The 24128-nt window shown below is 67.6% G+C and carries 25 protein-coding genes; 11 read left to right on the top strand and 14 right to left on the bottom strand.

Going from position 1 to position 24128, the window contains the following annotated elements:
* Both ABIC90_RS04600 and ABIC90_RS04605 read left to right on the top strand, forming a co-directional pair.
* Entirely contained in the window at nt 1-750 is a 750-nt protein-coding gene (locus ABIC90_RS04600) for a M48 family metallopeptidase (protein WP_354353135.1), read from the top strand.
* Between the two features lie 51 nt (nt 751-801).
* Nucleotides 802-1278, top strand: a complete 477-nt coding sequence (locus ABIC90_RS04605; protein ID WP_354352865.1) for an FKBP-type peptidyl-prolyl cis-trans isomerase — start codon at nt 802-804, stop codon at nt 1276-1278.
* 43 nt (nt 1279-1321) lie between these two features.
* Here the strand turns inward: ABIC90_RS04605 and ABIC90_RS04610 are convergent, their stop codons facing one another.
* A complete protein-coding gene (locus tag ABIC90_RS04610; RefSeq protein WP_354352866.1) occupies nt 1322-2899 on the bottom strand; it encodes a CYTH and CHAD domain-containing protein in 1578 nt (525 codons plus the stop codon).
* A gap of 170 nt (nt 2900-3069) precedes the next feature.
* Between ABIC90_RS04610 and ABIC90_RS04615 the strand changes: the two genes are divergently transcribed.
* Together ABIC90_RS04615 and ABIC90_RS04620 are read left to right on the top strand one after the other, a co-directional pair.
* Nucleotides 3070-3486: a VOC family protein gene (locus ABIC90_RS04615; RefSeq protein ID WP_354352867.1), complete on the top strand. Its 417-nt coding sequence runs from the start codon at nt 3070-3072 to the stop codon at nt 3484-3486.
* Between the two features lie 158 nt (nt 3487-3644).
* The gene (locus ABIC90_RS04620) at nt 3645-4712 is read left to right on the top strand and encodes a pirin family protein (RefSeq protein WP_354352869.1); all 1068 of its coding nucleotides are present in this window, start codon (nt 3645-3647) and stop codon (nt 4710-4712) included.
* Between the two features lie 115 nt (nt 4713-4827).
* Here the strand turns inward: ABIC90_RS04620 and ABIC90_RS04625 are convergent, their stop codons facing one another.
* The 3 genes from ABIC90_RS04625 to ABIC90_RS04635 all read right to left on the bottom strand — a co-directional run bounded on the left by ABIC90_RS04625 (nt 4828) and on the right by ABIC90_RS04635 (nt 7413).
* Nucleotides 4828-5118, bottom strand: a complete 291-nt coding sequence (locus tag ABIC90_RS04625; protein ID WP_354352870.1) for a YciI family protein — start codon at nt 5116-5118, stop codon at nt 4828-4830.
* Between the two features lie 112 nt (nt 5119-5230).
* Nucleotides 5231-6247, bottom strand: coding sequence for a Bug family tripartite tricarboxylate transporter substrate binding protein (locus ABIC90_RS04630; RefSeq protein ID WP_354352871.1), 1017 nt, complete (start codon nt 6245-6247; stop codon nt 5231-5233).
* A 74-nt stretch (nt 6248-6321) separates the two neighbouring features.
* Nucleotides 6322-7413, bottom strand: coding sequence for a tartrate dehydrogenase (locus tag ABIC90_RS04635; protein ID WP_354352872.1), 1092 nt, complete (start codon nt 7411-7413; stop codon nt 6322-6324).
* Between the two features lie 113 nt (nt 7414-7526).
* Between ABIC90_RS04635 and ABIC90_RS04640 the strand changes: the two genes are divergently transcribed.
* The 4 genes from ABIC90_RS04640 (at nt 7527) to ABIC90_RS04655 (ending at nt 10224) form a co-directional block, all read left to right on the top strand.
* The gene (locus ABIC90_RS04640) at nt 7527-8465 is read left to right on the top strand and encodes a LysR family transcriptional regulator (RefSeq protein ID WP_354352873.1); all 939 of its coding nucleotides are present in this window, start codon (nt 7527-7529) and stop codon (nt 8463-8465) included.
* A gap of 144 nt (nt 8466-8609) precedes the next feature.
* Nucleotides 8610-8918 (top strand): putative quinol monooxygenase, encoded by a 309-nt coding sequence (locus ABIC90_RS04645; RefSeq protein WP_354352874.1) that lies wholly within the window; start codon nt 8610-8612, stop codon nt 8916-8918.
* An 88-nt stretch (nt 8919-9006) separates the two neighbouring features.
* Nucleotides 9007-9612 (top strand): hypothetical protein, encoded by a 606-nt coding sequence (locus ABIC90_RS04650; protein ID WP_354352875.1) that lies wholly within the window; start codon nt 9007-9009, stop codon nt 9610-9612.
* Between the two features lie 15 nt (nt 9613-9627).
* On the top strand, nt 9628-10224 hold the full coding sequence (locus ABIC90_RS04655; RefSeq protein WP_354352876.1) for a hypothetical protein: 597 nt from the start codon (nt 9628-9630) through the stop codon (nt 10222-10224).
* Between the two features lie 65 nt (nt 10225-10289).
* Here the strand turns inward: ABIC90_RS04655 and gap are convergent, their stop codons facing one another.
* Both gap and ABIC90_RS04665 read right to left on the bottom strand, forming a co-directional pair.
* Nucleotides 10290-11291, bottom strand: coding sequence for a type I glyceraldehyde-3-phosphate dehydrogenase (gap, locus tag ABIC90_RS04660; protein WP_354352877.1), 1002 nt, complete (start codon nt 11289-11291; stop codon nt 10290-10292).
* A 60-nt stretch (nt 11292-11351) separates the two neighbouring features.
* Entirely contained in the window at nt 11352-13454 is a 2103-nt protein-coding gene (locus tag ABIC90_RS04665) for a transketolase family protein (RefSeq protein ID WP_354352878.1), read from the bottom strand.
* Nucleotides 13455-13600: 146 nt separating this feature from the next.
* Between ABIC90_RS04665 and speD the strand changes: the two genes are divergently transcribed.
* From speD to ABIC90_RS04680, 3 genes are all read left to right on the top strand, one after another.
* Nucleotides 13601-13975, top strand: coding sequence for an adenosylmethionine decarboxylase (gene speD / locus ABIC90_RS04670; RefSeq protein WP_354352879.1), 375 nt, complete (start codon nt 13601-13603; stop codon nt 13973-13975).
* Between the two features lie 145 nt (nt 13976-14120).
* Nucleotides 14121-14834, top strand: coding sequence for a nucleotidyltransferase family protein (locus ABIC90_RS04675; protein ID WP_354353136.1), 714 nt, complete (start codon nt 14121-14123; stop codon nt 14832-14834).
* Nucleotides 14831-16228 (top strand): aminopeptidase P N-terminal domain-containing protein, encoded by a 1398-nt coding sequence (locus tag ABIC90_RS04680; protein WP_354352880.1) that lies wholly within the window; start codon nt 14831-14833, stop codon nt 16226-16228. Before ABIC90_RS04675 ends, ABIC90_RS04680 begins: the two co-directional genes overlap by 4 nt.
* A gap of 52 nt (nt 16229-16280) precedes the next feature.
* On the opposite strand, the gene ABIC90_RS04685 is transcribed toward ABIC90_RS04680, so the two are convergent.
* From ABIC90_RS04685 to ABIC90_RS04720, 8 genes are all read right to left on the bottom strand, one after another.
* Nucleotides 16281-16865: a zeta toxin family protein gene (locus ABIC90_RS04685; RefSeq protein WP_354352881.1), complete on the bottom strand. Its 585-nt coding sequence runs from the start codon at nt 16863-16865 to the stop codon at nt 16281-16283.
* A gap of 14 nt (nt 16866-16879) precedes the next feature.
* Nucleotides 16880-17245 carry a TA system antitoxin ParD family protein gene (locus ABIC90_RS04690; protein WP_354352882.1) on the bottom strand — a complete coding sequence of 122 codons (366 nt, stop codon included), beginning with the start codon at nt 17243-17245 and terminating at the stop codon, nt 16880-16882.
* Between the two features lie 59 nt (nt 17246-17304).
* Nucleotides 17305-18657: an esterase-like activity of phytase family protein gene (locus ABIC90_RS04695; RefSeq protein WP_354352883.1), complete on the bottom strand. Its 1353-nt coding sequence runs from the start codon at nt 18655-18657 to the stop codon at nt 17305-17307.
* A gap of 203 nt (nt 18658-18860) precedes the next feature.
* The gene (locus ABIC90_RS04700) at nt 18861-19337 is read right to left on the bottom strand and encodes a DUF2269 family protein (RefSeq protein ID WP_354352884.1); all 477 of its coding nucleotides are present in this window, start codon (nt 19335-19337) and stop codon (nt 18861-18863) included.
* The gene (locus tag ABIC90_RS04705; protein WP_354352885.1) at nt 19334-19711 is read right to left on the bottom strand and encodes a DoxX-like family protein; all 378 of its coding nucleotides are present in this window, start codon (nt 19709-19711) and stop codon (nt 19334-19336) included. The genes ABIC90_RS04700 and ABIC90_RS04705 overlap by 4 nt, the downstream gene beginning before the upstream one ends.
* Nucleotides 19708-20826 carry a saccharopine dehydrogenase family protein gene (locus tag ABIC90_RS04710; RefSeq protein ID WP_354352886.1) on the bottom strand — a complete coding sequence of 373 codons (1119 nt, stop codon included), beginning with the start codon at nt 20824-20826 and terminating at the stop codon, nt 19708-19710. The genes ABIC90_RS04705 and ABIC90_RS04710 overlap by 4 nt, the downstream gene beginning before the upstream one ends.
* Nucleotides 20823-22469, bottom strand: a complete 1647-nt coding sequence (locus ABIC90_RS04715) for an FAD-dependent oxidoreductase (RefSeq protein WP_354352887.1) — start codon at nt 22467-22469, stop codon at nt 20823-20825. Before ABIC90_RS04715 ends, ABIC90_RS04710 begins: the two co-directional genes overlap by 4 nt.
* A gap of 117 nt (nt 22470-22586) precedes the next feature.
* Nucleotides 22587-24128, bottom strand: a complete 1542-nt coding sequence (locus ABIC90_RS04720) for a polyamine aminopropyltransferase (RefSeq protein ID WP_354352888.1) — start codon at nt 24126-24128, stop codon at nt 22587-22589.

Consider the following 24128-nt stretch of genomic DNA (forward strand, 5'->3'; position numbering starts at 1 on the left):
ATGCCAGTCACTACGGCCCGCGAAAGCCGGCACAGTTTCTTGTACGGCGACACGCGCATTCAATTCACCTTGCGCCGGCAACTCGAACGGAAGATGAAACGGGTCGCCATCCATATCGAGCCTGACGGCCGCGTCGCGGTCGATGCCCCGCCGGAGGCAGCCTATGCACTCATCTTGGCGGCGGTAAAAAAAAGAGCGCGCTGGATCGCCCGGCATTTGACGGAGATCCGTGATCGGCTGATCCACGTGTTGCCGCGGGAATATGTCAGTGGGGAAGCGATGCTCTATATGGGCCGGCGCTATCGGCTCAAGGTGACTTTGCAAGCGGATTCAATGGCGCGAGCTCGGCTGCGGGGCGGCTATCTCGAAGTTGTCGCTCCCACAAAAGATCCCGCTGTGCTTCGAACCGTGCTGGACACCTGGTTTCGAGTTCGGGCACGGGAGGTTTTGGCGCAGCGGCTGCTGGCGATGGCGGCACCTCTTCGATGGGTCAGGGAGTTGCCAGCGATGCGGCTTCAGGCGATGCGGGTTCAGTGGGGAAGTTGTTCTCCTGCGGGCCGCATCACGCTGAACCCGTGGCTGGTCAAAGCACCGCGAGAGTGCATCGACTACGTCATCCTCCATGAGCTGTGCCATCTCCAGCACCACAACCACAGTCCAAAGTTTTACGCGGCCATGGATCGCCACATGCCGAATTGGCGAATGACAAAGGCGCGGCTGGACGCGCTGGCTGAACAAGTGCTTCGCTGACCGCGCAATGCGCGAAAATTCATTCCATCGCATCCGTCGGGCAATCACTTCATGAAAATCGAAAAAGACACCGTCGTCACCCTCAAGTACAAGGTCTCCGACGCCCAGGGCAAGCTCATCGAAGCCAGCCCTGAGCCGATGGCCTACCTGCATGGCGGCTACGAGAACACCCTGCCCAAGATCGAGGAAGCGCTCGACGGCAAGGAAAAGGGCTACCAGACCGTGCTGAACCTCGCCCCCGAAGACGCCTTCGGCCAGCGCGACGAGGCGCTGGTGCGCACCATCCCCAAGACCGAATTCCCGCCTGGCGTGAAGGTGGGCGGGCAGCTTCAGGGCCGGCTCGACGACGGCAGCGAGCACGTCTTCGTCGTGACCAAGATCAAGGGCCCGGTTGTGCTGCTCGACGGCAATCATCCGTGGGCCGGCAAGGCGCTGAAGTTCAGCCTGCAGGTGACGGATGTGCGCGCGGCGCTGCCGGTGGAAATCGAGCACCGGCATGTGCATGGGGCGCACGGGCACCATCACTGATCGCCACCATCCGGCCCGCTGAGCCGGCTCCGCGCCACCCAGCTCAGCGAGCCTTGGCCCAGAACCTGGGCGCCTCTTCGATCTTTGCCAGCGCCTTGCGGCACGCCTTGGCACCCGCCGCATGCCTCGCGCTGAACCACCCCACCGCAAACCAGGCCCGCCCGTCGCGCTGCGTGGCTTCCCGATAGAGCGCCAGCGCAACCGCTTCGTCGTTGAATATCCCCAGCGCGTCCTGCGCGGGGCGCAGTCGCTTCAGGTAACGCTCGGCGGCTGACGACGCATCTCCGTCCGCATCGCCGAACAGCGGCGCCACGAATTCGGCCAGGTAGCGCAGGCGCTTGAGCCGCTTGCGCACGCGGTGCTGGCTTTCGGTGGGCAGGGTCTCGAAGCGCTCGCCGTCGCGCACCGTCTGTTTGTGCAGGCGCTGAAGGCGCTTGCGCAGAAGGCGCCGGACATCGCCGGTCTTCGGCTCGGCGCCCTCCGCGGGCGCCGTCGTCGCCGCGGTGAAGCCGATGAGCGAGACCAGCACCGACTGGAACGCCGGCGCCCGCACCACGTCGCCGGCCGCTTGCACTTGGGCCGATGCCGCGTCGTCGCCCGCGAGCGGATCGAACTCGGGGCCGCCCGCCTCGCGCAATTGCGGCTGCGCCAGCTTGACCACCTGTTCGCGGTCGCGCAGCGCACCCAGCGCGCGGAAGGCCTCGACCAGCGGGGGCTCCCATCCGGCCGCGTCGAAGCGCCCCGAATCCGCATCGAGCCCCGCCAGTTCGCGCAGCGCGGTGCGCAGGCGCCGGATGCCGATGCGCAGCTGGTGAATGTGCTCTTCGTCGGTGCTGCCCGCCGCGATCTCGCCGGCGTTGGGGAGCATCTGGGCGAGGCACGACGCAACCACGGCCTGCTGGACGGCGCGGCCGTCGGGCTTGCTGTTCTTGTCCGCGATGAAGCGGGGCGCCTCGGCCTTCACGGCGGGCACCACGTCCAGGCCGGCCAGGAGCCGCGCGCCGCGCTCGGCCTTGGACACGGTGCTGAACCACAGCCCGTGCTGCTGCGACCAGCGATGCGCGAGCGACACCAGGCCCTGCACATCGCCGCGTTTGAGTTCGAGCTCCAGCTCGCACACGGGCGACGCGCATTCCTCGGGCGTGCCCGCGTGGGCGACGACCTTGCCGACGTCCAGCGCCAGTTCGACGACCGCGCCGCCGAGGCCGGCCACGCGCACGTCGCGGGTGAGCCGGACGATGTCGGTGGACTGCCGCTCCACCAGCGGCGCGCCGCTCTCGCCCAGCACCTTGGCGAGCCGCTCGCCCACGGGCGTGCCCTGGTGGCGCTGCGGGTCAATGGCGGGCGATGCATTGGCGGCCGCGGTGGCGCCGAGGTCCACGTTGTGCTCCAGACGGTGCAGCGCGTTGTCGCCGGTCGCCTTGACGGTCTGCACCCAGCGGCGGCCCTCCTTGCGCAGGCGCAGCACGATGCCTTGTGCGGCCAGTGCCTGGTCGGCGGTGTCGAAGTAGCGCGCCTGCAGCCGGGTGCGCACGACGGTGCCGCGCCGCAGGGCCGCCTCGACGGACTTCAGGCGGTCTGCAGGAATGTGAAATTTGAACTCGATTTCCATGGCGGCCATGATGCCCCGCCTTTTTTCACCCGGGCGCAATACCCGCATGGCACGGCCTGTACCCATGCCTTCAAAAATTGATGTGGACACCGTCCATTTAGTTTGCTATCGTTTGTGGACGGCGTACACAAAACGCCGGCAAACACCCGATTCACCTCTTCATTCCACCGAAAGACACCATGGCCAACAAGCAGATCTTCGTGAACCTCCCCGTCAAGAACCTCGAGAAGACCAAGGCGTTCTTCGCCGCGCTGGGCTACACCTTCAACGAGAAGTTCACCGACGCCAACGCCGCCTGCATGGTGATTCAGGAAGGCAGCATCCACGCGATGCTGCTGGTCGAGGACTACTTCAAGACTTTCACGAGCAAGAGCCTCACCGACACCGCGACCAGCACCGAGGTGCTGCTGTGCCTGTCGTGCGAGAGCCGCGCCGAGGTCGACGCGATGGTCGCCAAGGCGGTGGCCGCCGGCGGCACGGTGCCGCGCGAACCGCAGGACTACGGTTTCATGTACGGCCACGGCTTCCAGGACATCGACGGCCACCTGTGGGAGCTGATGTACATGGACCCCAACGCCGAGATGCCCCCGCAGTAAGGCCGCACGGCCAACGCGAGACCCGGTCGATGCCCATCGTTCCATACGCGCTCTTCACTGTTGCACGCAAGGCCCCTACCGGAACGCGGCGGCGCCCCGATATTCCCTCCACTGGCACGGCGTCTTCGGCCGAGCCCCCTTCGGAAAGGAATATCGGCATGTCCGACAACAACACCCCCGGCAAGAGCCCCATCGTCCAGGTCGCCCCGCTCGGCTTCCCGTGGCAGACCATCGACCCGTTCCTGTTCTGCGTCTATCACGACGACGCCTACCCCCAGGCCAACGGGCAGATGGGGCCCCAGGCCTCGCTGGCCGGCCGTCAGATCGGCCAGGACTTCAGCCGCAAGGACGGCTGGAGCATGTACCACGGCGACACGGTGCCGGGCTTTCCCTCGCACCCGCACCGCGGCTTCGAGACGGTGACCATCGTGCGCAAGGGCCTGGTCGATCACTCCGACTCACTGGGCGCCACCGCGCGCTTCGGCGGCGGCGACGTGCAGTGGCTCACCGCCGGCAAGGGCATCGTGCATTCGGAGATGTTTCCGCTGCTCGATGCAGGCGCGCCCAATCCGCTGGAGCTGTTCCAGATCTGGCTCAACCTGCCGGCGAAGAACAAGATGGCCGAGCCGCACTTCACGATGTTCTGGTCGGACGCGATTCCGCGCTTTGCTTCGGACGACGCCAACGGCGGCCGCACCGAGGTCGCGGTCATCGCGGGCCGGCTCGGCGATGCCGCCAACGGGCAGGACCCGATCCAGCCGCTGGCGCCGCCACCGGCGTCATGGGCCGCGCAGGCCGATGCGGATGTGGCGATCTGGACGATCAAGATGACGCCCGGCGCGCAATGGACGCTGCCCGCCGCCACGGGCGAAGGCACGCGGCGGATGCTGTACTTCTTCAAGGGTGCGGTGGCGCACATCGGCGGCGAGCGCATCGAAGGTCCGGTGGCGGTCGAGTTGCACGCGGACCTGGCCGTGGCGCTCGCCAACGGCGACGAAGAGAGCGAGTTCCTCGTGCTGCAGGGCCGCCCGATCGCCGAGCCGGTAGCGCAGTACGGCCCCTTCGTGATGAACACGCAGGCCGAGATCAGCCAGACGATGGCCGACTACCGCCGCACGCAGTTCGGCGGCTGGCCTTGGGACGATGCGGCGCCGGTGCATGACGCCCAGGCTGCGCGGTTTGCGCGCCATCCGGGTGGGCGCGAGGAAGCCCCGGCAGCGAAATAAGAGCGGGTCTTTTTCGCGAAACACCGAGGAACCGGCTTTGCCGGGCCTCCGGTGTTGCCCCCGGTAGGGGGTTGGAGAAGCGACACGAAGTGCGCGCAGCCTGGGGGCGAGCCGATCAGAACGTCTTCAGTACTTCGATGCTCGGGGCGGTCATGCTGGGCACGAACTCCGTCACGTCGACGCGCGCCACGCCGCCCTGCACGAACGGGTCGCGCGCCAGCACCGCCTCCAGCGCCTCGCGGTCGCCCGATCGCGCGAAGATCACGCCGCCCGTGCGCGGCACCTGCCGGCCCGAGGCCACGAACAGGCCGCTCTCGTAGTGCTTCTTGAGCCAGACCATGTGCGGGTCCATCAGCGCATCGACTTCTGCCAGGGGGCGGGTGTAGGTGAGGGTGACGATGAACATGGGCAGCGCGGCTGTAAGTGAATGCTGAGACCCCGATCCTATGGCCTCCACGGGGCAGTCACCGCACCAGTGTGTGCGCGCGCGTAACGGTGCCGCTCTCGCCCTGGTCGCCCTAGTCGACCGAGACGCCGCCTTCTTTCACCAACTTCGCGAACTTGTCCGTTTCCTCGCGGATCTGTCGCGCCATGTCTTCCTGCGAGCCGCCCAGCGGCTCGGCGCCGATGGCCTGCATGCGCTGCGCGAAGTCGGGCGACTTGATGATCTTGACCATCTCGGCGTTGAGCCGCGCCAGCACGTCCTTGGGCGTCGCGGCCGGCGCGAGCACACCGAACCAGGTACCGATGTCGAAACCCTTGAGCCCCGCCTCCTGCAGCGTGGGCACATCGGGCAGCACCGACGAGCGGCGCGCCGTGGTCACGGCCAGCGCGCGCAGCTTGCCGCTCTTGATGTGCTGCAGCACCGGCGTGATGGTGTCGAAGGACATCGCCACCTGGCCGCCGAGCAGGTCGGTGGTGAGCGGGCCGCTGCCCTTGTAGGGCACATGCAGCAGCGTGGTGCCGGTGCTGGCCTGGAACTGCGTGCCGATCAGGTGCTGCGCGGTGCCGTTGCCGTTGGAGCCGTAGGCCAGCTTCTCGGGCGCGGCCTTGGCGAGCGCGACCAGCTCGGCGACGTTTCTTGCGGGGGTGTTGCCGGCATTGACCACCAGCACGTTGGGCACCATGGCCACGACGGTGATGGGTGCCAGGTCTTTCTGGAAGTCGTAGGGCAGCTTCTTGTAGACGCTGGTGGCGATGGTGTGGTGCACCGCGCCCATCAGGAGCGTGTAGCCGTCGGGCTTGGCCTTGGTCACGTAGTCGGCGCCCAGCGTGGCGCCGGCGCCGGGCTTGCTCTCGACGATCACGGTCTGGCCGAGGGACTGCGAAAGCTTTTCGGCCAGCGCGCGCGCGAGCACGTCGGTGGTGCCGCCCGCGGGGAAGGGCACGACCAGGCTGATCGGGCGCGTGGGCCATGTGGCCGGTTGCGCGAAGGCGAGTCCCGCGGCAACAAGGCCCAGCACCAACGCGCTGGCCCGCAGCGCCGTGCGGCGGCGCGCGCCCCGGGTGACCTCGGTATGAGTGAAAGCTGTCATGGTCTTGTCTCCGGCTCGTTGTGGTGGTGATGCCCGCGCGCATCGAGGCGCGCTGTGACTGCCCTGCGAAAAAATCAGGCTGCGAGGCGCTGCCGCACGCCGGCGATGTGCTCGCACACGGCGCGCGTCACCTGTTCGGTGGTCGCACTACCGCCGAGGTCTCGGGTGTGCAGCGACGGGTTGGCGGTGACGTGTTCCACCGCCTCCATCACCCGGCGCGCGGCTTCGGCCTCGCCCAGGTGTTCGAGCAGCATCACCACCGACCAGAAGGTGCCGACCGGATTGGCCAGGCCCTTGCCCATGATGTCGAAGGCCGAGCCGTGGATGGGTTCGAACATGGAGGGATAGCGGCGCTCCGGATCGATGTTGCCGGTGGGCGCGATGCCCAGGCTGCCGGCCAGCGCGGCCGCGAGGTCGCTGAGGATGTCGGCATGCAGGTTGGTCGCGACGATGGTGTCCAGCGAGGCGGGCCGGTTGACCATGCGCGCGGTGCAGGCGTCGACCAGTTCCTTGTCCCAGGTCACGTCGGGAAACTCCTTGGAGATCTGCAGCGCGATCTCGTCCCACATCACCATCGCGTGCCGCTGCGCATTGCTCTTGGTGACCACGGTGAGCAGCTTGCGCGGCCGCGAGCGGGCCAGCTTGAAGGCGAACCGCATGATGCGTTCGACGCCCGCGCGGGTCATCATGCTCACGTCGGTCGCGGCCTCGATCGGATGGCCCTGGTGCACGCGGCCGCCGACGCCGGCGTACTCGCCTTCGGAGTTCTCGCGCACGATCACCCAGTCGAGCTGGCCCGGTGCGCAACGCTTGAGCGGACCGTCGATGCCCGGCAGGATGCGCGTGGGCCGCACGTTGGCGTACTGGTCGAAGCCCTGGCAGATCTTCAGGCGCAGGCCCCAGAGCGTGATGTGGTCGGGAATGTGCGGATCACCCGCGGAGCCGAAGAGGATGGCGTCTTTTCCGCGGAGGGCCTCCAGGCCGTCGGCCGGCATCATCTCGCCGTGCGCGCGGTACCAGTCGCCGCCCCAGCCGAAATCTTCGAACGCGAAGTGCAACGCGCCGCCGGAAGCCGCGGCCAGCGCCTCCATCACTTCACGCCCGGCCGGGATCACTTCCTTGCCGATGCCGTCGCCGGGAATGGTGGCAATGCTGTAGCTGCTCATCGTCGTCCTTCATGGATTGCTTCTGGGAGCTGCGACTGTAGGATTGGCGGCGCCTCACGATTCACGCCCGAAGTGAATCCATCCTTAACCTCAGCTCAACAATCGAATCACCCATGGTTTCCCCGATCCAGCCCGCCGACCTCGGCTTCTTCTCCACGCTCGCGGCCTGCGGCAGCCTGAGCGCGGCGGCGCGCGAGCTCGGCATCAGCACGCCCGCGGTGAGCAAGCGGCTCGCGCAGATGGAGGCGCGCATCGGCGTCACGCTGGTGAACCGCACCACGCGGCGCATGAGCCTCACGCCCGAGGGCGAGCTTTACGTGGAACATGCGCGCGGCATCCTCGGCGCGATCGACGACATGGCGCAGCTGCTGGGCGGCGCCAAGGGCGAGGCGCAGGGCCTGTTGCGCGTGAACGCCACGCTGGGCTTCGGGCGCAGCCACGTGGCGCCGCTGATCTCCAGGTTCGCGCGCAAGCACCCGCAGGTGGAAGTGCAGCTGCAGCTGTCGGTCAACCCGCCACCGCTGACGGACGATGCCTTCGACGTCTGCATCCGCTTCGGCGCGCCGCCCGAGTCGCGCGTGATCGCGCGGCGCATCGCGTCGAACCGGCGCCTGCTGTGCGCCTCGCCCGCGTACCTGGCGCGCGCCGGGCAGCCCAAGGTGCCCAACGACCTCACGCGCCACCGCTGCATCGGCATCCGCCAGGGCGACGAGGCCTACGGCATGTGGCGCCTGAGTTCGGGCCGCGGTGCCGCGCAGCGCACGGAGGCGATCAAGACACGCGGCGCGCTGAGCACCAACGACGGCGAGATCGCGGTCAACTGGGCGCTGGACGGCCACGGCATCCTGATGCGCGCCGAATGGGACATCGCGCGCTACCTGCGCAGCGGCCGGCTGGTGCAGGTGCTGGCGAACTACCGCACGCCCGATGCCGACATCTATGCGGTGTACCCGCAGCGCCACCAGCTGTCGGCGCGCGTGAGGGCTTTCGTCGACTTCATGGCGGCGGCGCTGGGCAAGGACGCCACCGAACCCGCGCTCAACCGCCGCTGAGCACCGAGCCGATCAGCCATACATTGGCCCCGCCGCGCGCGCGATGGCAGGGTGGCACGCCGGGTCTCGTGCGAGACCCGCGCCGGGGCGGCGGATCTTTTAGATTCGACGCTCGCCAATCCAACAACACACCGGAGCATTCCAATGATTCACGTAGTCGCTGTCATCACCGCCAAGCCAGGCCAACGCGCCAAACTGCTCGAAGCCTTCGCCGCCAACCGCGAGGCCGTGCTGGCCGAAGAGGGCTGCATCGAGTACGGCGCCACGGTCGATGCGCAGGGCGTTCCCACCTCCAAGGCGAGCTTCGGCCCCGACACTTTCGTGGTGATCGAGAAGTGGGAAACGCTGGCCCACCTGCAAGCCCACGCCGTGGCGCCGCACATGAAAGCCCATGGCGAGAAGACCAGGGAGCTGGTCGAGGCCAAGCTGATCCACGTGCTCGAACCGGTCTGAGGTTCTTCCCTTAGCGGCCTTCGCGCGCGGCGCGGGGCGTGCTACCTTCGCGCCGGGAGCAGACAACCCGAACGAGGGGAATCAAGACATGGCGATCTTCACCGGACCGCATGGTTTGCGCTTGCACGCTGCCGCCGCCAGGCTCGGCGCATTCGCCGTCGTGCTGCTCGCGGCAGGCTGCGCACAGCTGGGCGCACCGCCCTATGCCGCCGACTATGAAGCGCTCGACCGGCTCGAGGCGAACAACCCCGGCAAGGTGGCGGTTGCCAAGGTGCAGCCGACCGACCCCGCCGACAAGATCAACACCCTGAGCCTGCGCCGCGCGAAGCTGGTGTCGCCCAGCGGCACCTTTGCCCAGTACCTCGAAGACGCGCTGATGCGCGACCTGAGCGAGATCTCGGTCTACGACCCCAAGGCGCCGACCCGCATCGCAGCGCGGATCGTCGTCAATGAACTGGACCTGGGCGTGGTCAACGGCACCGGCCGCATGGATGTGGAAGTCACCGTCACGCGCAACGCGGTGCAGCGATTGCGCAAGACCTACCGCGGCGAGATCGCCTTCGATTCGAGCTACGCGAACATCGTGGCCGTGCCTGCGGGGCAGGCGGCGTATCCGCGGCTGGTGCGCGCACTGCTGCGGCAGGTGTATGCCGACCCGCAATTCGTCGCGGCCATTGCGTCGTCTGCGCCATAGCGCTGGAGAAGCACCATGCGGTTTCTTTCCTATTCGATCCTTCGCCTGGCTGCCGCTTCGGCACTGGCCGCCTTGCTGGCCGGCTGCTCCCACCCGATCACGATGATCACCGAGACGGCACCGCCGCGCGCCGTCGCCCACCTGATTCCGAAGAAGGTCGCATACGTGATGACCGATGCGCAGCGCGACTTGCAGGTAACCACCGCCGGCGGCAGCGGCGACCGGGTGAGCTACTACCCGTACCGCGACCTGGAAAAGTCGATTCGCGATGCGCTGCGCGGGGTGTACCGCAACGTGATCGTGGTGCGCACCGCCGGCGATGCGAAGGCGAATGAGGCAGCGGGCGTGTCGCTGGTGTTCACGCCGCAGATCAAGACGGACTCGAGTTCCTCGTCATGGATCACCTGGCCGCCCACCTCGTTCACGGCCGAGGTGCTGTGCGTGGTGAGCGACACCTCGGGCGCCGAAGTGACCCGCGTGCGCGCAACCGGCAATGGCACGGCGGAGTTCGGCGAGTTCAACGGCGACTACGGCCTGGCTGCGCGGCGCGCGGCCAGGCAGCTGACTTCGCAGCTCAGCAGCGAGATACGGAAGAACGAGAAGCTGCGCTGAACGGCCACCATTCGCCCATGAAAAAACGCGCCCTCAGGCGCGTTTCTCATTGAAGCCGCGAAGCCTTACTTCGACACGACCTTCACCATCTCCAGGCACTTGTTCGAGTAGCCCCATTCGTTGTCGTACCAGCTCACGAGCTTCACGAAGGTGCTGTCGAGGGCGATGCCGGCTTCGGCGTCGAAGATCGAGGTGCGCGGGTCGCCGCGGAAGTCGGTGGCCACCACCTTGTCTTCGGTGTAGCCCAGCACGCCCTTGAGCGCGCCTTCGCTCTGTGCCTTCATTTCGGCGCAGATTTCCTTGTACGAGGCTTCCTTCTCCAGCTCGACCACGAGGTCGACCACCGACACGTCGGAGGTCGGCACGCGGAAGCTCATGCCGGTGAGCTTCTTGTTGAGCTCGGGGATCACCACGCCCACGGCCTTGGCTGCGCCAGTGCTCGAAGGAATGATGTTTTCCAGGATGCCGCGGCCGCCGCGCCAGTCCTTGTTGCTCGGGCCGTCCACGGTCTTCTGCGTGGCGGTGGCGGCGTGCACGGTGGTCATCAGGCCGCGCTTGATGCCCCACTTGTCGTGCAGCACCTTGGCCAGCGGTGCCAGGCAGTTGGTGGTGCAGCTGGCGTTGCTGATGATGGCTTCGCCGGCGTACTTCTTGTCGTTCACGCCGAAGACGAACATGGGGGTGTCGTCCTTCGACGGTGCCGACAGGATCACCTTCTTGGCGCCCGCGTCGATGTGCTTCTGCGCCGTTTCCTTGGTCAGGAAAAGGCCGGTCGATTCGAGCACGATGTCGGCGCCGACTTCGTTCCACTTGAGCTGCGACGGGTCGCGCTCTTGCGTGAGGCGGATCTTCTTGCCGTTGACGATCAGCGTGTTGCCTTCGACCGTGACTTCGCCCTGGAAGCGGCCATGCACCGAGTCGTACTGGAGCATGTAGGCAAGGTAGTCGGGCTCGAGCAGGTCGTTGATGGCAACGATCTCGATGTCGTTCTTGAAGTTCTGCACCGCTGCGCGCAGCACGTTGCGACCGATGCGGCCGAAGCCGTTGATACCGAGTTTGATAGCCATCTGACTTGCTCCTGAAGGTTGAAAAATTTCTGATCGGGCGGAAAGAAGTCCGAAGGACGGTCAGTCCCGCAGTGCCGCTTCCACGGTGGCGGCGAGGTTTTCCGCCGTGAACCCGAAATGCTTGAACAGCTGCGGCGCCGGTGCCGACTCGCCGTACGTGTCGATGCCCACGACAGCCGCGCAGCCGTACTTCCACCAGCCGCCGGTGCAGCCCATCTCCACGGCGATGCGCGGAATCTTCTTGGGCAGCACGGCCTTCTTGTAGGCGATGTCCTGGCGGTCGAAGGTGGTGGTCGAGGGCATCGACACCACGCGCACGGCGATCTTCTTGTCGGCCAGCAGCTTCTGGGCGGCCAGCGCGAGCGGCACTTCGGAGCCGGTGGCGATGATGACCGCCGCGGTCTTCTTGCTCTTGAGGCCCACGGTTTCGGGCTCGGACAGCACGTAGGCACCGCGGCTGATGTCGCCGAGTTCGCTCTTCGGCGCGTAGGCGATGTTCTGGCGACTCAAGAGCAGCGCGGTCGGGCGCGACTGGTTCTGCAGGGCCACGGCCCAGGCCACGGCCGTTTCGGCGGTGTCGCCCGGACGCCAGACGTCCAGGTTCGGAATCAGGCGCAGCGAGGCGGCGTGCTCGATCGACTGGTGCGTCGGGCCGTCTTCGCCCAGGCCGATGGAGTCGTGCGTGAACACATGGATCACGCGGCGCTTCATCAGCGCGGCCATGCGGATGGCGTTGCGGCTGTAGTCGCTGAAGGTGAGGAAGGTGCCGCCGTAGGGGATGTAGCCGCCATGCAGCGCCACGCCGTTCATGATGGCCGCCATGCCGAATTCGCGCACGCCGTAGTTGATGTGGCGGCCGATGGTGCCGTGCGGCACTTCGGCGGGGGCTTCGGGCTTGGCTTCGTCTTCGGCGCCTTGCTTGGCCTCTACCGCCGGCACGTTCATGACCACAGCGCCGGTCTTCGCATCGAAGCGCAGGGCCGCGGTGCTCTTGGTGTTCGTGAGGTTGGAGCCGGTCAGGTCGGCGCTGCCGCCGAGCATTTCGGGCAGCGCGGCCGTGAAGGCTTCCAGCGCGAGCTGGCTGGCCTTGCGGCTGGCGACGGTCTCGCCCTTGGTGTGGGCGGCGACCACGGTGTCGAACGCGACCTGGTGGAAGTTCTTGGGCAGCTCGCCCTTCATGCGGCGGGTGAACTCGCCGGCCAGGTCGGGGAACGCGGCAGCATAGGCGGCGAACTTCTCGTTCCAGGCGGCTTCGGTCTTGGTGCCGGCGTCCTTGTGGTCCCAGTCGGCGTACACCTCGGCCGGGATTTCGAAGGGCGCGTAGTGCCAGTCGATCGCGTCGCGGGTGAGCTTGATTTCTTCGGCGCCCAGCGCCTCGCCGTGCGCCTTGGCGGTGCCGGCGCGGTTCGGGCTGCCCTTGCCGATGGTCGTCTTGCAGATGATCAGCGTGGGCTTGGATTCTTCCTTCTTCGCCTTGGCGATGGCCTTGGACACCTCCTTGGCGTCGTTGCCGTCGATCGGGCCGATCACGTTCCAGCCGTAGGCCTTGAAGCGTTCTTCGGTGTTGTCGATGAACCAGGGCTTGACCTGCCCGTCGATGCTGATGCCGTTGTCGTCATACAGCGCGATCAGCTTGTTCAGGTGCCAGGCACCGGCCAGAGCGCAGGCTTCGTGGCTGATGCCCTCCATCATGCAGCCGTCGCCCAGGAAGGCGTAGGTGTGGTGGTCGACGATGTCGTGGCTCTTGCGGTTGAACTCGGCGGCGAGCAGCTTTTCCGCCAGCGCAAAGCCCACGGCATTGGTGATGCCCTGGCCCAGCGGGCCGGTGGTGGTTTCCACGCCGGGGGTCACGTCGATCTCGGGGTGGCCGGCGGTCTTGCTGTGCAGCTGGCGGAAGTTCTTGAGCTCGCCCATCGGCAGGTCGTAGCCGGTGAGGTGCAGCACCGAATACAGCAGCATCGAGGCGTGGCCGTTGGAGAGCACGAAGCGGTCGCGGTCGAACCAGTGCGGGTTGGCCGGGTTGTAGCGCAGGTGCTCGCCCCAGAGTGCGACGGCCATGTCGGCCATGCCCATCGGCGCGCCCGGATGTCCGGAATTTGCTTGTTGGACAGCATCCATAGCCAGAGCGCGGATTGCGTTGGCCATCAGGGCGTGGTTTGCCATGTGCGGTGGACTTTCTGGGGGAAAAGAAAAGGGTTGGGGTCGGGGGAACCCGCGATTTTACCGGGCGAGCCCCGGACGGCCTCGATACGGCCCGAACACCCTTCCGATGTTCTTGTGCGGCGCACTCGCTGCTAGAGTCGCCATCCATGCAAGGGCTGCACCTCACCGCCGATCTTCACGACTGCCAATGCGGTCCCCAATGGCTCACCGACGGCCCCGCGCTGGGGGCGGTCTGCACCAAGGCGGTGTCGGCCGCGGGGCTGCAGGCGGTGGGCAAGCTGGTCCATTCCTTTCCGGCCACGCACCGGGGACCGGGCGGCGTGACGGCCACGGTGCTGCTGGCCGAATCGCACCTGTGCATCCACACCTGGCCCGAGCAGCGCGGCGTGACGCTGGACGTGTACGTCTGCAATTTCGGCGGCGACCATTCGGCCAAGGCGCATGCGCTGATGGAATGCCTGATCTCGCTCTTTCAGCCCACCCACAGCGAACGCAACGAGCTGCAGCGCGGCCGGAAATGAAGCTCGCCCCCAGGCTTCGCGCACTTCGTGTCGCTTCTCCTCCCCCCTACCGGGGGCAACACCGGAGGCCCGGCAAAGCCGGTTCCTCGGTGTTTCGCGGAAAGATCCACCCATGAGCGGATCGGCATCGGTTTTCGTGCGGGCGATGATCCTCGCCGCCGGCCGCGGCGAGCGCATGCGGCCGCTGACCGACGCCACGCCCAAGCCGCTGCTCGAAGTGCGGGGCAAGCCGCTGATGCAGTGGCCGATGGAGGCGCTGGCCGAGGGCGGCTTCACCGAACTGGTGATCAACACCGACTGGCTGGGCGCCCAGATTTCAGACCGCTTCGGCGCAAGCCCCTTGCTGGATGGGCAGCGGGCGCTGTCGATCGCCTATTCAAACGAGGGCCGCGACTTCGGCGGCGCGCTCGAAACGGCCGGCGGCATCGTGCGCGCACTGCCGCTGCTGGGCGAGGTGTTCTGGGTGGCGGCCGGCGACGTGTTCGCGCCGGATTTCCGCTTCACGCAAACATCGGTCGACCGCTTCCTGGCCGGCGGCAAGCTTGCGCACCTCTGGCTGGTGCCGAACCCGGCGCACAACCTCAAAGGCGACTTCGGCCTCTCCGCCGAAGGGCTCGCTCTGAATCAGGCCGCCGAGAAGCACACGTTCTCGACCATCGGCCTCTACCGGGCCGCCCTGTTCGCGCAGCCGTACTGCGCCATCCCCGCAGGCAACCCGGCCGGACTCAAAGCCCCGCTGGCCCCCATCCTGCGGGCCGCGATGGACAATGAACTCGTGAGCGCCGAGCTCTACACCGGCCCCTGGACCGATGTGGGAACCCCCGAACGGCTTGCCCAACTGAACACCACGCCAAGATGACCTCAGCAGACACCACCACGATCTACGCCGAGCGCCGCGCGCGCCTGGCCTCGCAACTGGGCAAGGACGGCATCGCGATCATCCCGACCGCCCCCGAACGCGCGCGCAACCGCGACACCGACTTCCTGTACCGGCACGACAGCTACTTCTATTACCTGACCGGCTTCACCGAGCCCAACGCCTGGCTGGTGCTGGCCGGCGACGGCCGCGCCACGCTGTTCTGCGCGCCCAAGGACCTGGAGCGCGAGATCTGGGACGGCTATCGCCTGGGCCCCGAGGCCGCGCCCTCGGCGCTGGGCGTCGACGAGGCCTTCTCGGCCGCCGACCTCGACGCCAAGCTCCCCAAGCTGCTGGAGAACCGCTCGACCGTGTGGTTTCCGTTCGCCATCCACAAGGGCCTGGAGACCCGCATCGACGGCGGGCTGCAGTCGGTGCGCGCCCGCGTGCGCTACGGCGCGCTGTGCCCTGAGGAGCAGCGCGACCTGTGCGGCCCGCTCGACGAAATGCGCCTGGTCAAGGACGCACACGAGCAGGACATCATGCGGCGCGCCGCGCAGATCAGCGCCCGCGCCCACGTGCGCGCGATGCAGCTGTCGGCCCGCATGCTGCGCGAGGGCAAGGACGTGCGCGAGTACCACCTCGATGCCGAGCTGCTGCACGAATTCCGCTTCGGCGGCTCGCAGTACCCGGCGTACTACTCCATCGTGGCGGCGGGTGCCAACGCCTGCGTGCTGCACTACCGCGCCGACGCGGCGCCGTTGCGCAAGGGCGAGCTGGTGCTGATCGATGCGGGCTGCGAGCTCGACAGCTACGCGAGCGACATCACCCGCACCTTTCCGGCCGACGGCAAGTTCACCGGCCCGCAGCGCGCGCTGTACGACCTGGTGCTGGCCAGCCAGGACGCATCGGCCGCCGCCACCAAGGCCGGCAACCGCTTCACCGACCCGCACGACGCCGCGGTGCGGGTGCTGGCGCAGGGCATGCTCGACTTCGGCCTGCTCGACGCCAACAAGGTCGGCAGCGTCGACGACGTGATCGACTCGCGCGCCTACTTCCAGTTTTATATGCACCGCACGGGCCACTGGCTGGGCATGGATGTGCACGACTGCGGCAGCTACGTGGAACCCACGCAGGTGGGCGAGGTGAGCGAGCGAAAAGATCCGCTCTCCAACGAGGTCATCAAGAACCGCCCGAGCCGCATCCTGCAGCCCGGCATGGTGCTGACGCTGGAACCCGGCATCTACGTGCGGCCCGCCGACGGCGTGCCGGAGCAGTTCCACAACATCGGCATCCGCATCGAGGACGACGCGATCGTCACGGCGACGGGTTGCGAGCTGATTTCTCGCGGCGTGCCGGTGAAGGTGGACGAGATCGAGGCGCTGATGCGCGGATGAGCAACGCCCGCAAGCGGCGTACCAGACCAGTGACGACCAGCTCAAGCGACCGCTAGGCGCCCAAGACCTTCAACACCCAGGCCGACTGCCGCGAAGCGTGCCTGTGCACCTGGCCACCGACGACCGATGCAACCAGTTGCGGGCCTCCCAATTCGACATCAGCGCCGTCGAACAACATCGCAAGCTGCACCTGCCGCACCGCCAGCCGCAAGTGCTCGACGGTGCGCGGGTAGCGCGCGAGGATCCTGTCCGCCGGAACGTTGTGGCCGCCTTCGCTCACGCGTTGCTGGACCCGCGTGAGCAGCCGACGCGGCTCGTCGACGCACACCACGTACAGCACCACCTCGAAGCCGCGCGCCTGCGCATCGGCAATGAGCTGCAGCTTGGAGGGATGCGAGAACACCGTCTCGCTCACGAACGAGCGCTGTTCCTGCAGGCAGGCCTCGCGCGCGCCGTCGGCCCAGGCACGGGCAGCCTCGGAGCGCTTGAGCGCGTGGCGGATGTGGCCGAGCTGCTCGCGCTCGTGGACGTCGGCATTGATGAACGGCAGCTGCGGGTAGCGCGGCTGGATCAGGTAGCGGTACAGCGTCGACTTGCCGGCCCCGTTGGGTCCGGCAATCAGATGAAACACCGGCATGCGAGATGTGTGGCTCAGGCCGCCTTGCGCGACCGGGTGGCCGGGGCGGCCTTGGCGCGGTTCTCGGCCACGGCGGCCTGGGCACGCTGGGCCAGCGCGCCTGACTGCGCCAGCGCGAGCACATGGTCGTGCAGCGCCCCGAGTTCTGGCGACAGGGCGGTGGGCGCCGCCGTGGTCATGTAGGGAGGCGATTCCTCGCGCGCAATCAGCGCCTGGCTGTCTTGCACGGTCAGGCCTGCGCGTTCGAGCGCGCGGCCCAGCGTTGCCCAGTATTCGATCTGGCTCGCGACCGAACGGCGCATGGGCTGGGCGGCATCGCGCGCCTTGTCCACCAGCGACGCCGGCAGCTTGACGGAAGCGAAGGGAGTGGATGTGGCCATGAAATTTCTCCTGATTGGCGCATTTTGCGCCAATCGGCGAAACCGGGCTGCCTGTGCGCTTACTTGGCCTGCAGCAGCGCGCCGGCTTCGAGCAGCACCAGTTCGTTGTCGTCCGCCTTGTTCGGCTCGCGGCTGCTGGAGAAGGGCAGGTTGTTGTCGTTGCCGACCACGATGTGCGTGGCATCCACCACGTCGACGTTCTCGATGGTGAAGAACGGAAACTTGAGCACGCCATCGTTCAACGACTTGCGCGCGAGCTTGTCGGGGTCGGCGATGTTCAGCAGGTCGATGTAGCCGATCTTGCGCACCGCGCCGCCCACGTTCGCATCGCTCAGCTCGACCTTGTAGACGCGCTTGAACTTCGCGATGTCGTGGAAGCAATCGGTGCGCTTCTGGCCTTCGGGGCAGGCCTTGTCCGAGGTGCCTTCGCCGTTGTCGCGCTCGATGATGAGGCCGGTGGTGCCGTCGATCATGTTGAAGTCGCCGATGGCGTTGCCGTTGGCTTCGAGCACGTATTTCCAGTGGCGCCCCGTCCATTTCTCGGTGGCCACGTCGAACTCCAGAACGCGCAGCGCTTCCTTGCCCTCGACCTTCTCGAAGTCCTTGGCCTCGGCGTTCCACACGGGGCCTTCGAGCAGCGCGTAGAGCTTGCTGCCGTCCTTGGAAGACGCCATGCCTTCGAAGCCCTTGGAGCGCTTGATCTGGAAATCGACCGCACCGCCCGGCGCGCCGGGCGTGGTGACGGCCGGATGATCGGGCGAGCGCACGGCCTTGCCGTCCACCTGCGTGTCGAACACCGCGAGCACGCGGCCCTTGAGGTCGGCCTTGATCAGGAAGGGGCCGAACTCCTCGCCGATCCACAGCGCGCCGCCGGCGAACTGGAAGCTCTCGGGGTCGAAGTCCGAGCCCGTCAGGTAGCGCTGCTTCGTGCCTTCGTGGACGATGCGAAACGGCACCTTCTTGTCGGGGTCGTGCAGGAAGATCGTGTTCAGGCGATTGAACTTGCCGCTCTTGAAGTCCACCTTGTAGTGGTTCAGGTAGAGCATGAAGTCGGGCGAGTTGGCCTTCGCGCCGGCGCCGTTGTCGGTGAGGATCCAGAACGAGCCGTCGTCCATCTTCTTGATGCCCGAGTGGCCTTGCAGCGGCTGGCCCTTGAAGGGTACCGACACGCCCGTGCCGCGGCCGGCCGAGAGGCCTTCGACAGTGCCCAGCGCCTCGACGCGCTTGCCGGAGGTGAACTTGCCGCTGACTTGCAGGTCGGCCGGCGCATCCTTGGGCGCAGCCACGAAGCTTTGTGCTGGCAGCACGGCGTGGCCGGCGAGCGTGGCGGGGAAGGCGGTCTGTGCGGCTGCGCTGCCGCAGGCGAGTGCGGCGGCCAGGGCGATGAAGGAAAGATTTGCGAGACGCGTCATGAGCAGAAAAGAAATGTCCGTCGAAGAGGAAGAAAGAACGCGCGACCTTGCAGGCCCCGCATGACGTCGCCATGACATCGACTCAGGGCGCGATGTCGACCGTCACCTCGCGCGGCTCCGCGCCCTTGATCGTCCACCGGGCACAGCGCATCGGGGATGCCCAGGAACCGCGGCGCGGCCCGATTCAGGAAATCAACACACGATCAGAACGAAAGCGGGGGCTTGTTCACCATCAGCCAGAACACGACAGCCATGGCCACGAAGGCCGGGTAGCCCAGCAGTTCCCAATAGCGTTGGTAGCGCGCATACAGCGGCGGCAACGGTGCGGCATCGCGATGCGCCTGTCCGGCCATCGCCGCCATGCGGATCTGCAACCACACCACCGGCAGCCAGCAAAGGCCCGCGCACACGAACAGCCCCAGCGACACCGCGAGCCACGGCGTCGAGAGCGGCCAGCCCGCCATGTGCGCCAGCGCAAAGCCGGTGAGCGGTTGAAGGATGACCGTGGGCGTGGTGAACCACCAGTCCGCCCGCACCACCAGCCGGCTCACCACCGCCTGTGCCGCCACGCTGCCACTGCGGTTGGCAAAGAACATGTAGAACGCCGAACCCAGCCCCGTGCCCACCATCAGCACGCTGGACACGATGTGCAGCCACTTGAGGACGAGGTAGGTGTTCATGACGTGGCGCGTCGGTATAGGTGCCAGAGCAACGCGGCGATGGGCAGGTTTTTCAGCAACGGCCCGAGCGGGTGCAGCCACAGCGTCGGCTGAAGGACGGTTGCAACTGCGGTCATTAGCAGCATCAGGCCGAGCGCTGCCAGGTAGCTGGCGCGGCCGGGCCGCAACCAGAGCGCCAGGCCGATGACGAGATCAGCCACCGCGCCGCCGAGGATCAGCAACTGCACCAGCCATGGCGGCGATGCGATGCCCGCGTCCGCCAGCACTTGGCGGCTCTGTCCGTTCAGCTCGACAACGCTGGCGAAGGCGGTGAACAACCAGACCGCGACGAGGCTCAGGCGCAGCAGGCGATCGTCGTTGGCCGGGCGGGTCATGGGGCGATGGATGCCTCGTCGATCACGTCAGTCACCATGCCCCAGCGCACGAACTCGGGCTCGAACTCCGGCAAGGTGAGCAGGCCCGCGCAGGCGTGCGCGCCGACAGGAAGCGCATCGCCGCGCGCGAGCCGGCGGGCCAGCAGGATCGCGGCCATGCAGGGGATCTCGGGGCCGTGGTTGTCGTCGGCGGCAATGTGCCAGGCGCGGCGCGCGGCGGCGCCTTGCGCATCGATGCCTTCGACCCGCACCACCATGCCGCCCAGCGCCGTGCCGAGCACATCGAACACACCGCCCGCCGAATGCAGCAGTGGTGCCAGCTTCTGCGGTGCGCGCAGCACACCCGCGCGGCGCATGAACGCCATGAAGGCGAAGGCCTGCTGCGCGATGCCGACTTCGAGCGCCGCTCGGAACATGACCGACTGCACACCGGCATAGCGCGCCGGAAAGAGTTCGAGGTCGGGAATGTCGCACAGCGCGCCGCGACGCGGCCGCATGCGGGCGAACTGCACCTTCACCGGATTCGCCCAGCCGGGTTGCTCTGTCCATCGGCCGTCCTGCCAGACGCGGATCGGCGCGCCGCAGTAGGCGAGCACGCCCGCGAGCGTGGCCTCGCCGCGCGGCGCGCCTTGCGCAGGCGCGATGCAGATGTCGATGCTGCGGATGCCTTGCCACCCGGCCGTGAGATGGTCGACCACCGCCGACGAGAGCGCAGGCACAGTGCTGGCGCCAGTCACTGCCGTGCGGCCCGCGCTGCGGAAGGCGGCGTCCATCTCGGTGGGAAAGTCGCAGACGAAGCGGCGCCCGTCGGCCAGGTCGATGTAGTGCGCACCGGCCGCTGCCACAGCCTGCGGCACGCGGTAGTCCTGGTTCTGGAACGGGCCCGCGGTGTGGACCACGAGATCGACGCCCAGGTAACCCAGCCCTTGCGCGAGATCGGGCGATTGCGCATCGACGCGAACGCCGCGCGCGTTGCCGCCCAGCGATTGCGCGAAGGCCGTCGCGCGTTCCAGGTCGCGCCCGCCGATCAGCAGCTCGATGCCGGCATCGGGCGCCAGCGCGCGGCAGATGCGCGCGCCGAAATTGCCGTAGCCGCCGAGCACCAGTGTCTTCATGCGAGGCTCGATCCCGCCACATGGCCCCGCGTGAACGCTTCCTCGAAGATCGAGTAGCCCGACCAATCGGCATGCGCGAACGACAGGCGCCCCGCGACGACGCTGTCGCGGGGCGCATCGTCCGGTGCGGTGCGTTGCGAGCCGATCTCCGCGAGCAGCCCGGGCCGAGGGATCGACATGGCATGGCCGTAGCGTGTGATCTCGATGCGCGTGGCGAGCGAGGCCAAGTCGGGATGCGGCACCGACAGCTCCGCGAAGAGGTCGTCGCGCCAGCCGGTCCAGGGGCGCTCCAGCAGCAGCTTGCGGCCGTCGACGGTGTCGTAGCTGCTCGGACCCAGCGGGCGGTACCAGCTCAGCACGGTGCCGCGGGGCGTGGGGTCCAGCGTCTGGTGGCGCGCATCGACGTACCCCAGGCCGCGCGTGCCGTAGACCACGTTGTCCCAGCTCGGTGCGGCGCCGATGCGGTCGGCCAGCGGGCCGCGCAGGTGCACATTGGCCACCAGCCAGGGCGCGTAGCGCACCTGCGCGGCGGCGTGCTTGAGCACCTCGGGCGGGTTCTCGACCACACGCGCCGCGATGAACACAGGCAGCGCGACGATGCAGCGCTCGGCCTGCCAGCGCACCAGTGATTTCGTGGCGGCATCCCACGCATCGACCTCGACACCGGTGCGCCGCTCGGCGATGCGCGTGACGACCTGGCCCGTGCGCAGTCGGTCGCCGAGTGGCATCGCCAGTTGCTTCGTGAGCCAGCCGTTGCCTTCGGGCCAGGTGAGCACGCCGCTGTTCTCAGGATTCGGCTCGGGGTTCAGGTCGTTGGCGCCGCCGCTCGGATCGCCGGGCGCGTGAAAGCCGTGCCGGCTCGCGAAGTAATGGATACCGGCCCAGGCCGAGACGTGCTCGATGCCGGCGCCGTAGTCGTCGCGGCAGCAGTAGTCCAGGTACCAGCGCAGCTGTGCGTCGCTGAAGCCCTCGCTGTCGAGCCAGCGCGAGAAGGCGATGGCGTCGAGCGCCAGCAGCTCGGGCGTGACAGCGACCTTGAGCGTGGGAATGGCGAAATGCGCCGCGTGCTGCAGCGCGTCGATGCGTTGCGCGAACTTGCGGTATTGCGCCAGCGTGGCATCGCTCACACCGTGCACGGGCAGCAGGCCGTCCTGCCACTCGCCCTGAAAGAACAGCCGCTCCTGCGGGCTGTGACAAAGGTTGCGCTCGTCGTACTCCCAGCGGCCCGCCACGCGCCGGCGCAGGCCCAGTTCTTCGAGCAGGTCCTGCACCTCACGCGCATCGTCGCCGGGCACCGGCAGGTAGTGCGCCCCCAGCGGGCAGGCAATGCCGTTGACCATGCCGCCGCGCGCATTGCCGCCGGCGGTGTCTTCGAGTTCGAGCAGGGTGAAGTCGTCCACGCCTGCGAGGCGCAACGCGCGCGCAGCCGCCAGGCCTGCGACGCCGCCGCCGGCGATCACCACGCGCGTGCGCTTCACCGTCGCGGGCGCCTGGCTCCTGAGCGCGCCGTCGCGCATCGCATGGCCCCGCGCCACATCAACGCCGGTGAAGCCGCCTTCGATGGGCGGCGGCGGGGCCTCGCACCCAGCCAGCGCCAAGGCGCCCGCCCCCGCAGCAGCCCCAAGAAAGCCTCGACGCCTCATGGCCCACGCTTCATTCGGGAAACACCGCGGAACCGGCTTCGCCGGGCCGCAGGTGTTGCCCCCGGCAGGGGGTAGGAGAAGCGACACGAAGTGCGCGCAGCCTGGGGGCGAGCCATATCAATGCCCCATGACCTTGCCCCACTCCTGCTCGTAAGTGGTGACCAGGGTCTGGTTCGACAGGCGATTCACCTCGGCCGGCACGCGGGCCATGTCGAGCGGAAAGTCGAACATCAGCGGCAGCGTCGAAGGCGAGAGAAAGCGCAGCCCCGACGGCAGCGCATCGGGCATCCGGTAGGGCCGGCGGCTCGCGATGATGTAGCCCCATTCGCCGAAGCTGGGCACATGCGCGTGGTACGGCGTGGCCCTGAGGCCCACCGATTCGATGGTGGTGGCCACGGTCCAGTAGCTCTTGCGCGCCACCAGCGGCGAGGTGGTCTGCACCACCGCGTAGCCGCTGGCCGACAGGCGCTTCTCGAGCAGCGAATAGAAGCTGTTGGTGTAGAGCTTGCCGATCGCGAAGTTGGTCGGGTCGGGAAAGTCGACCACGATCACGTCATACATGTCACCGGGTTGCTGCAGCCACTGGAAGGCGTCGGTGTTGACGATCTTCACCTTGGGCGATGACAGCGAATGGCCGTTGAGCGCGGCCAGTGTTTCGTGCGTGCCGAAAAGCTGGGTCATGTTCGGATCGAGCTCCACGAGCGTCACCGATTCGACCGAGGGGTACCTGAGCACCTCGCGCACCGCCATGCCGTCGCCGCCGCCGAGCACCGCGACCTTCTTGGGCGCGCCTTGCGCGGCCATCACCGGATGCACCAGGGCTTCGTGATAGCGGTACTCGTCGCGCTCGGCGAACTGCAGGTTGCCGTTCAGGTACAGGCGGTGGCCGAGCTCGCCGCGCGTGACCACGATGCGCTGGTACGGCGAGCTGGCGCTGAAGACGATGTGGTCCTGGTAGAACTTGTCCTCGGCAAGCGTGGTGATGTGGTCGGCCCAGACGAAAGCGGCAAGCAATGCGGCCAGCGACAGGAAGCAGGCCACCGCATGCGCGCCGAGGCGGCGCAGTTCATGGCGAAACAGCCAGAGCGCCCACACCGCCACCGCCGCGTTCATGAAGCCGAACAGCAGGCCGGTGCGGATCATGCCCAGCTGCGGCACCAGGATGAGCGGAAACGCCACCGACACCGCGAGGGCGCCCAGGTAGTCGAAGGTCAGCACCTGCGAGACCAGGTTCTTGAGCGCGATGTTGCGCCTCAGGATGCGCATGACCAACGGGATTTCGAGCCCCACCAGCGTGCCCACGATCATCACGAGGCCATAGAGCAGCAGCCGGAAGGCGCCCGGCACGTAGGCGTTGGCCAGGTACAGGATGGCCGGCAGCGCGCCACCGATGAGCGCCACCAGCAGTTCGATGCGAAGAAAGTGCGCCGGCAGCTGGCGGTCGAAGTAACGCGAGAGCCAGGAGCCCACGCCCATCGCGAACAGGTAGGTCCCGATGATGGTGCTGAACTGCAGCACCGAATCGCCGAGCAAGTAGGAGCTGAGCGCCGCCGCGCTCAGTTCGTAGACCAGCCCGCAGGCCGCGACCACGAACACGCTGGCGAGCAGGGCGATCTCGACGGGCTGCGGCCCGCGCGCGTCAGCCGGGCGCGCGGACAC

The sequence above is a fragment of the Variovorax boronicumulans genome (genome assembly GCF_040544675.1).
Classification (GTDB): domain Bacteria; phylum Pseudomonadota; class Gammaproteobacteria; order Burkholderiales; family Burkholderiaceae_C; genus Variovorax; species Variovorax boronicumulans_D.

Coding starts and splice junctions, on each gene's coding strand:
- ABIC90_RS04625 (WP_354352870.1), bottom strand. CDS start 5,118: ATGTTCATCGTCACCCTCACCTACACCCGCCCCCTGGCAGAAGTCGAT.
- ABIC90_RS04630 (WP_354352871.1), bottom strand. CDS start 6,247: ATGACAGCTTTCACTCATACCGAGGTCACCCGGGGCGCGCGCCGCCGC.
- ABIC90_RS04615 (WP_354352867.1), top strand. CDS start 3,070: ATGGCCAACAAGCAGATCTTCGTGAACCTCCCCGTCAAGAACCTCGAG.
- ABIC90_RS04680 (WP_354352880.1), top strand. CDS start 14,831: ATGACCTCAGCAGACACCACCACGATCTACGCCGAGCGCCGCGCGCGC.
- ABIC90_RS04700 (WP_354352884.1), bottom strand. CDS start 19,337: ATGAACACCTACCTCGTCCTCAAGTGGCTGCACATCGTGTCCAGCGTG.
- ABIC90_RS04715 (WP_354352887.1), bottom strand. CDS start 22,469: ATGAGGCGTCGAGGCTTTCTTGGGGCTGCTGCGGGGGCGGGCGCCTTG.
- ABIC90_RS04650 (WP_354352875.1), top strand. CDS start 9,007: ATGGCGATCTTCACCGGACCGCATGGTTTGCGCTTGCACGCTGCCGCC.
- ABIC90_RS04665 (WP_354352878.1), bottom strand. CDS start 13,454: ATGGCAAACCACGCCCTGATGGCCAACGCAATCCGCGCTCTGGCTATG.
- ABIC90_RS04690 (WP_354352882.1), bottom strand. CDS start 17,245: ATGGCCACATCCACTCCCTTCGCTTCCGTCAAGCTGCCGGCGTCGCTG.
- ABIC90_RS04645 (WP_354352874.1), top strand. CDS start 8,610: ATGATTCACGTAGTCGCTGTCATCACCGCCAAGCCAGGCCAACGCGCC.
- ABIC90_RS04695 (WP_354352883.1), bottom strand. CDS start 18,657: ATGACGCGTCTCGCAAATCTTTCCTTCATCGCCCTGGCCGCCGCACTC.
- speD (WP_354352879.1), top strand. CDS start 13,601: ATGCAAGGGCTGCACCTCACCGCCGATCTTCACGACTGCCAATGCGGT.
- ABIC90_RS04675 (WP_354353136.1), top strand. CDS start 14,121: ATGATCCTCGCCGCCGGCCGCGGCGAGCGCATGCGGCCGCTGACCGAC.
- ABIC90_RS04605 (WP_354352865.1), top strand. CDS start 802: ATGAAAATCGAAAAAGACACCGTCGTCACCCTCAAGTACAAGGTCTCC.
- ABIC90_RS04655 (WP_354352876.1), top strand. CDS start 9,628: ATGCGGTTTCTTTCCTATTCGATCCTTCGCCTGGCTGCCGCTTCGGCA.
- ABIC90_RS04705 (WP_354352885.1), bottom strand. CDS start 19,711: ATGACCCGCCCGGCCAACGACGATCGCCTGCTGCGCCTGAGCCTCGTC.
- ABIC90_RS04640 (WP_354352873.1), top strand. CDS start 7,527: ATGGTTTCCCCGATCCAGCCCGCCGACCTCGGCTTCTTCTCCACGCTC.
- ABIC90_RS04620 (WP_354352869.1), top strand. CDS start 3,645: ATGTCCGACAACAACACCCCCGGCAAGAGCCCCATCGTCCAGGTCGCC.
- ABIC90_RS04635 (WP_354352872.1), bottom strand. CDS start 7,413: ATGAGCAGCTACAGCATTGCCACCATTCCCGGCGACGGCATCGGCAAG.
- ABIC90_RS04685 (WP_354352881.1), bottom strand. CDS start 16,865: ATGCCGGTGTTTCATCTGATTGCCGGACCCAACGGGGCCGGCAAGTCG.
- ABIC90_RS04600 (WP_354353135.1), top strand. CDS start 1: ATGCCAGTCACTACGGCCCGCGAAAGCCGGCACAGTTTCTTGTACGGC.
- gap (WP_354352877.1), bottom strand. CDS start 11,291: ATGGCTATCAAACTCGGTATCAACGGCTTCGGCCGCATCGGTCGCAAC.
- ABIC90_RS04610 (WP_354352866.1), bottom strand. CDS start 2,899: ATGGCCGCCATGGAAATCGAGTTCAAATTTCACATTCCTGCAGACCGC.
- ABIC90_RS04710 (WP_354352886.1), bottom strand. CDS start 20,826: ATGAAGACACTGGTGCTCGGCGGCTACGGCAATTTCGGCGCGCGCATC.